Annotated in this window: 6 protein-coding genes and 1 tRNA gene; all 7 read left to right on the top strand. The window is 38.9% G+C overall.

Features of this window, described 5'->3' with window-relative positions; genetic code table 11:
* Positions 1 to 50: 50 nt before the first annotated feature.
* The 7 genes from ACXYSK_RS08815 (at position 51) to cls (ending at position 7,260) form a co-directional block, all read left to right on the top strand.
* Positions 51 to 124, top strand: a tRNA-Pro gene (locus ACXYSK_RS08815).
* Positions 125 to 315: 191 nt separating this feature from the next.
* Positions 316 to 1,590 (top strand): glycosyltransferase, encoded by a 1,275-nt coding sequence (locus ACXYSK_RS08810; RefSeq protein ID WP_458625736.1) that lies wholly within the window; start codon positions 316 to 318, stop codon positions 1,588 to 1,590.
* The gene (locus ACXYSK_RS08805) at positions 1,587 to 2,567 is read left to right on the top strand and encodes an NAD-dependent epimerase/dehydratase family protein (RefSeq protein WP_458625735.1); all 981 of its coding nucleotides are present in this window, start codon (positions 1,587 to 1,589) and stop codon (positions 2,565 to 2,567) included. Before ACXYSK_RS08810 ends, ACXYSK_RS08805 begins: the two co-directional genes overlap by 4 nt.
* Positions 2,542 to 3,357, top strand: coding sequence for an MBL fold metallo-hydrolase (locus ACXYSK_RS08800; protein WP_458625734.1), 816 nt, complete (start codon positions 2,542 to 2,544; stop codon positions 3,355 to 3,357). Before ACXYSK_RS08805 ends, ACXYSK_RS08800 begins: the two co-directional genes overlap by 26 nt.
* Positions 3,335 to 4,597, top strand: coding sequence for a F390 synthetase-related protein (locus tag ACXYSK_RS08795; RefSeq protein ID WP_458625733.1), 1,263 nt, complete (start codon positions 3,335 to 3,337; stop codon positions 4,595 to 4,597). The genes ACXYSK_RS08800 and ACXYSK_RS08795 overlap by 23 nt, the downstream gene beginning before the upstream one ends.
* 14 nt (positions 4,598 to 4,611) lie before the next feature.
* A complete protein-coding gene (locus tag ACXYSK_RS08790; RefSeq protein WP_458625732.1) occupies positions 4,612 to 5,556 on the top strand; it encodes a 3-oxoacyl-[acyl-carrier-protein] synthase III C-terminal domain-containing protein in 945 nt (314 codons plus the stop codon).
* Positions 5,557 to 5,727: 171 nt separating this feature from the next.
* Positions 5,728 to 7,260 (top strand): cardiolipin synthase, encoded by a 1,533-nt coding sequence (cls, locus tag ACXYSK_RS08785; protein WP_458625731.1) that lies wholly within the window; start codon positions 5,728 to 5,730, stop codon positions 7,258 to 7,260.
* Positions 7,261 to 7,292: the final 32 nt, after the last annotated feature.

The following is a 7,292-nucleotide window of genomic DNA, read 5'->3' as shown; positions in this document are numbered from 1 at the left end:
ATCAGGCGGTTAGAGGTTCGACTCCTCTAGGGTGCATTAACAATTTAATTCGGGAAGTAGCTCAGCTTGGTAGAGTACTTGGTTTGGGACCAAGGTGTCGCAGGTTCGAATCCTGTCTTCCCGATTGGTCAATACTTAAATTGAGGCAGTTGCCTTTTTTTATTTCTTAAATTTAAATTTATTAAACTTATTTCCTGTGAATTTACATCACATTTTCTTTTATGTTTTATTATATTTTCATTTCAAAGGCTAATAATTGAGCAAAGAATTATCTTATTGATAGTTCTTTTTTTTATTTTTTGGTATTCTAGACATATGAAAAGTATCAAAATTGATGTTGTGGTTGTCCCTTTAAGTGGCCATCTTTATCCAACAATGAATCTCTTAGCACCTTTGCTTAATAATCCTCAGTATGAAATTCGTTTATTTACAGGTTCTCAGAAGAAATCTGTGGCTGAAGCAGCTGGTTTTAATGTTGTTACTATACTTGAAGGTCATATTGAGGAGTTTGAGAAGGTAGCAAATAATGATAAGCAGTTAGGAATTTTATCAGCCTATCAACAACTTTCTGCTAGTTTGGATTTAATTAATTTAGTTTCAGATCAATTGTCGGAAGAATGGCGAGAGAATCGTCCTGATATTGTTATTGCTGATTTTATAACCTTATCTGGTGGTCTTGTAGCTAATCAACTTGGTATTCCTTGGATAACTACCATGGCTACACAATTTGTTATAGAAACGACTGATGGTCCACCGTGTTTAATCGGTGGAATGGGGAGTCCTAATAATGGCTGGGACGCTTCAATACAATATATCGGGAGAAAAGCAACCCGTTTAGTTAAACGTATTGTATCTTTTTTATTGCGTGATCGTTTAAAGAGATATGATTTTAAATTATATAATCAACTTGATCAAGAGACCATATATTCTCCATATTCAATTCTTGGTATTGGAATGAAAGAAGTGGAGTTAAAAAAAGGATTTCCAAAACATTACAAGTGGGTGGGGCCTTCAGGAGCTTCAGTAGAGGCTGGAAAGGATTATCCGTTAGATTTATCAATTTTTCCTAATCAAAAGAAAGTCTTGGTGACTTGTGGTACGCAACTTGCTTGGGCTAAAGAAAATCTTATCTATCAAGCTAAGCAACTTGCTAAAGCTCATCCAGACTGTCATTTTTTTGTGACACGTGGTGTGGGTGGAGAAGTTTTTCAATGTGAGAACCTTATGGAAAACCTTTCTGTAGTTTCCTATCTCCCTTATAAGGAATACATTCCTCAGATGGATTATGTCATTCATCATGGAGGAGCTGGTATTTTTTATCAATGTATCATTTACGGAAAACCAGCCTTAATCCTTCCTCATGACTATGATCAATTTGACTATGCAGTTCGGGGCGTAGAAGCAGGAGTTGCACTGTCTGCTAACAAAGAGGATACGAGAGCGATTGGACAAGCTTTTGATAATCTATTGGCTAAAGAAGATTGGTCCGAATTAGAGACTTTACGCCAAGCTGCGCAGTCTTATCATCCGACTGAAATATTAGAAAGTGAAATCCATCGTCTGCTGGCAGAAAGGGAAAATGAAAGATGAAAACAGTTTTAGTGACTGGAGCCACTGGTTTTCTTGGTAAATATGTAATAGAAGAACTAGTAGAACATGGTTATCAAGTAAGAGCCTTTGGTAGAAATAGTCAGGTAGGGCAATCCTTGGAAGAATCTTCTGTCAGTTTTTTTCAGGGTGATTTGACAAAGGCAGAAGATTTATTAGAGGCTTGTCAAGGGATGGACATGGTTGTTCATGCTGGGGCTCTTTCAACTATTTGGGGGCCATGGGATGATTTTTATCAGACTAATGTTTTAGGAACCAAATATGTTCTTGATGCTTGTCGTCAAGTAGGTATGCAACGTTTAGTCTATGTATCCTCACCAAGCATCTATGCTGCTCCAAAAGATCAACTAGGGATCAAAGAAAGTGCTGCACCAGAGGAAAATAATCTCAATAACTATATACGTAGTAAATTGGCTTCGGAGAGACTCTTTAAGGATTATCCAGATGTTCCTAGTATTATCTTGAGGCCTCGGGGATTGTTTGGGATTGGAGATACCAGCATCTTGCCACGGGTGATCAATCTTAGTCAAAAAATTGGTATTCCTTTAATTGGAGATGGGCGTCAGCTCATGGACATGACTTGCGTGGAAAATGTTGCTCTCGCAATTCGTTTAGCCTTAGAAGTACCAGAAGCAAAAGGTGAGGTTTATAATATCACTAATGGAGAACCGAGAGCTTTTAGAGATTTACTGGAGGAAAGTTTGACAGGTTTGGGTTATCCAATCAAATATAGAAAAATTCCAGCATTTCTGTTATCAGGAATTGCAAGTAGTTTAGAATTTCTCTATAAGACCTTGAACCTTAAAGGGGAGCCAGCTTTGACTCGGTATACCTATTACTTGCTTCGCTATAGTCAAACTCTAGATATTAGCAAGGCTGAGAGGGAATTGGAGTATCGTCCGAAAATTAGTATTTCAGAAGGGATTGAACAATATGTCCAAGATTATCGAAAGCATTGAGTATTTCCCAGCGGGATATTGTACGAGTTATGCCGGTTTGCTCTTTAAAGGTGTGAAGAATAGAAAGATGACTTTCCCTGCAGGTGTCTTTTTGATTGAGCACAGGGATAAAGGTTATCTGCTATATGATACTGGCTATCACTACGATATTAAGACAAAACTAAGATATGCTTTATATCGCTTGGGGACGCCCGTTCAAATGACAGCACAGGATCAGATTTCGCATTTGCTGAAGTCTAAAGGAATTAAACCAGAAGAAATTAATTTTGTCCTGCTGTCTCATCTACATCCAGATCATTTAGGAGGGGCTAGCTTCTTTCCGAACGCAAGCTTTATCCTAACCCAGGAAGTGTATGATGTTTACAAGAAACCAAAACTAAAAGATTTAATTTTTAAAGAATTTTTGCCGAGTGACTTCGAGGAAAGATTGACAGTCATCAAGGCAGATCAGCAAAACTCCAACTTCAATTATCGTTCCACCAATGATCTTTTTGGAGACGGAAGTATCCTGGTAGCTTCTATTGATGGGCATGCTAAGGGCCAAGCCTGTCTCTTTATTCCAGATTATCATCTCTTTATCGCAGCGGATCTTTGTTGGGGAATTGACCTCTTACCCTATACGAAACAGATGCATCTGATTCCTTCCTTGGTTCAAGATAGTAAGGCTGACTATATTAAAGGAACAGAGTTGCTGGAAGAGGTGTTGAATGATGGTATAGAAGCGCTTGTCAGCCATGACCCTATAGAAAGGATTGAGCGGATTTTGTATGAAAAAAATAACCTTTCTTAAAACTTTTATCCAGACTCGTTGGCTTCATAATTTTAAGTCTCGAGAAGCCTTAGAAAGCTATCAGAAAAAGCAACTAGATGCCTATATGGAATTTCTAAAACGTAAATCACCTTATTTTAAAAATGGTGTGCCTCACGACTTTGACCATATGGATAAAGCTTTTATGATGATGCATTTCAATGAACTTAATACTCAAGGAGTGGATCGAGACGAGGCCTTAGCTTTGGCTATCGAAAGTGAAAAGACTCGAAATTTTACAGAACTCAAAGGAGAAATAGCTGTTGGGCTGTCTTCTGGAACATCTGGACACCGGGGACTTTTTATCACGACTGAAAAAGAACGAAGTATGTGGGCGGCGGCTATCTTGGCAAAGATGTTGCCCAAAGGTCACCTTTTTGGACATCGTATAGCTTTTTTCCTGAGAGCAGATAATGAGCTGTATCAGACCATCAATACGGCGCTCATTCGTTTAGAATACTTTGATATTTTCAAGAATACAGATGAGCATATCGAGCGCCTCAACAATTATCAACCGACCATCGTGGTGGCGCCTGCTTCTATGTTGATTGAATTGAGCAAGCGTCTAAAAGTTGGGGAGTTAGTCATTCACCCACAAAAAATCGTTTCGGTGGCTGAAATCTTGGAAGATAGTGACAGAGAACGGATTTCTGCGGCTTTTGCACTACCAGTTATTGACCAAGTCTATCAAGCAACAGAAGGTTTTCTAGCTTGTACTTGTTCGGCTGGGAATCTGCATCTTAATGAAGATATCATCTTTGTGGAAAAGCACTACTTGGATGATCGACGTTTTTATCCAGTCATTACTGATTTTAAGCGGAGCAGTCAGCCTGTTTATCGCTATCAGCTCAACGATATCTTGGTTGAAAATCCTGAACCTTGTCCTTGTGGATCTCATTATACAAGGATTGACAAGGTTGAAGGGCGTTCTGACGACATCTTCTACTTTGATGGACAAGATGGAGGTCAGGTCACGATTTATCCTGACTTTATCAGACGTTGCATTCTCTTTGTGGAGAATGTCGGAGATTACCAAGTCAAACAACATTCTGAGAAGTTAGTGGAAGTTTGTCTGAGTCGAAGGGACGAGCAAGTAGAAACAGCAATCGCAGAGCAATTCAGACTCTTAGCTCAACAGAAAGAGTTTAAAGCACCTGAAATACAATTTTCAGATTATCACTGGGATACAAGCCGTAAGCTCAAACGTATCCAACGTTTATGAAAGGACAAAAGATTATGACAGAAGTGAAAAGACATGTAGAAATTGCAGGCTATGGAGTTTACCTTCCAAAAAATACAGTGCAATTTAAAGACCAAACCCGTTACCGTGTCGTAGAAAATGAAGAAACACAGCTAGATTTGGCAGAAGCAGCTATCCAAGCTGCGCTTGAAAATGCAAACTTAAGTATTAAAGACATTGATTGCCTTGTATCAGCTAGTGCGGTTGGTGTTCAACCTATTCCGTGTACAGCTGCTTTGATTCATGAGCGCGTGGCAAAAGGACTTTCTATTCCAGCTATGGATATCAATACGACTTGTACAAGTTTTATCTCTGCTCTATCAACGATGTCATATTTGATTGAAGCAGGAGAATATCATCGCGTTTTGATTGTATCTAGTGAAGTTGGTAGCTTGGGTCTCAATCCAAAGCAAAAAGAAAGTTATGAACTCTTTGGTGATGGGGCCGCAGCCTTTATTTTCCAAGCAAGTAACAAGGATAAGGGAGTGATAGCAAGCCTTCAACGTACTTGGTCAGAGGGAGCTCACGATACTGAAATCCGTGGAGGTTTGACTTCATATCAACCAAAAGAGTACTCTGAAGAAACGAAGACCAATTTCATGTTTGATATGAAAGGGAAGAAAATCCTCTTGCTTTCTGCTCGTGTCATTCCAGAAATGTTCCAAGAATTCCAAGAGAAATCTGGTATTTCTAAAGATGCTGTAGACTATATTATTCCCCACCAAGCTAGTCGAGCATTACCACTTGTCATGGATAAATTAGGAGTTAGCAAAGACAAGTATCTCAATATTGTCAGTGAGTATGGGAATATGGTTTCCGTTGCGGTACCTTTTGGATTGGCCTATGCACTAGATCATGGCTATGTGAAGGAAGGAGATACCATCTTCTTGATGGGAACTGCAGCTGGTATGACGGTTAATATGTTGGCTTTGAAATTGTAAAATAAGAGCAGGCACCTATAAGTGGCCTGCTTTTTAAATTAGTTTTAAACGTAGAACTATCGGCCTATACAGAAAAAGCTTGCTAACTTTTATGAAACTAAGTATACTAGAAGGTAATAAGCGTTTTCAGACAGTATATTAGGGAGTATACTTAGAAATTGAGAGGAAGATATGGGAATCAGAAAATTTCGATTATTGATGTCCAAGTATGGCTTTAGTATTGCGATAATTCTGGTAGAATTATTTGTTATTTTTGGCATTATTCTTTACATGAGCCAGATTGCACCAATTATTTGGGTGACTCTTGTATTTTTTATCAGCGTAGCAACCGTTATAGCGATTGTCAATCGTTCCATGTCGCCAGAGAGCAAGGTGACTTGGTTGATTGTGACCTTTGTGCCTGTGTTTGGTCCATTACTTTATATCATGTTTGGTGAGCGCCGACTATCAAAAAAAGAGCTGAAACAACTCAGAGAATTGCGTTCGATTACTTTACAAGAGAAGCATGAAGATAGTCTTCATCAGAACCTACAAGAAACAGATAAATCTGCCTACGGGATTATCAACGCTTTGCTACATATGGATAGCAATGCGGAAGTCTATGAGCATACAGATTCACAATTTTTCGCAAATGGAGAAGAAATGTGGCAGCAGATGTTGGAGGATCTAAAGAGAGCTAAAAAATTTATTTTTCTAGAATACTACATTGTCGAAGAGGGCTTGATGTGGGATAGCATGCTCGAAATTCTAGAAGAAAAGGCAGCCCAGGGAGTTGAAGTCAAGATGCTCTACGACGATATTGGTTGTATGGTGACCTTGCCGGGAGATTATACGGTTCATTTGCGTTCTAAAGGAATTGATGCTCATAAGTTTAATAAGGTGATTCCTCGTATGACGGTGGCCTATAATAACCGTGACCACCGAAAAATATTAGTCATTGATGGGCAAATTTCCTATACTGGAGGGATTAACCTTGCAGACGAATACATCAATCAGATTGAACGTTTTGGACACTGGAAAGATAGTGGGATTCGTATAGATGGTCCGGCGACTCAAGCCTTCACCAGACTATTTCTCATGAACTGGTACATCAACCGTGGAGAAATCAGTGACTTTGATCAGTATCATTTAGAAAATCAGACACGATCCGGTAGTGGACTTTGTATCCCATATGGCAGTGGGCCAAAACCAATCTACCAGATGAAGGTGGGTAAAATTGTCTATCAAAACTTGATTAATCAAGCGGAAGATTTTGTCTATATCACAACGCCTTATCTCATTATTGATTATGATTTGACAGAGGATATAAAAAATGCGGCTATGCGAGGCGTAGATGTACGAATTGTAACTCCATATATACCGGATAAAAAGCTCATCCAGTTGGTAACTCGAGGATCTTATCCAGACCTTTTGTCTGCTGGTGTACGTATCTTTGAGTATACTCCTGGTTTTATCCATAGTAAGCAAATGATTGTTGATGATCGATTCGCAGCTGTAGGTACGATTAACTTGGATTATCGTAGCTTGGTTCACCACTATGAAAATGCAGTACTACTCTACAAAACAGAGTCAATCGCGGATATTCGCAAAGATTTTGAAGAAATTTTCGAAGAGTCGCAAGAAATTTTCTCGGATACCATAAATCCTACCTGGTATCAAATGATGATTAAAGAAGTGACACAGTTATTTGCACCTATGCTTTAATAGAAAGAGACGGTTTTTCGTCTCTTTTTCTG

Source organism: Streptococcus sp. V919, from assembly GCF_054353475.1.
The sequence above is the reverse complement of the archived record's forward strand: the minus strand, read 5'-3'. Positions and strand labels throughout refer to the sequence as shown.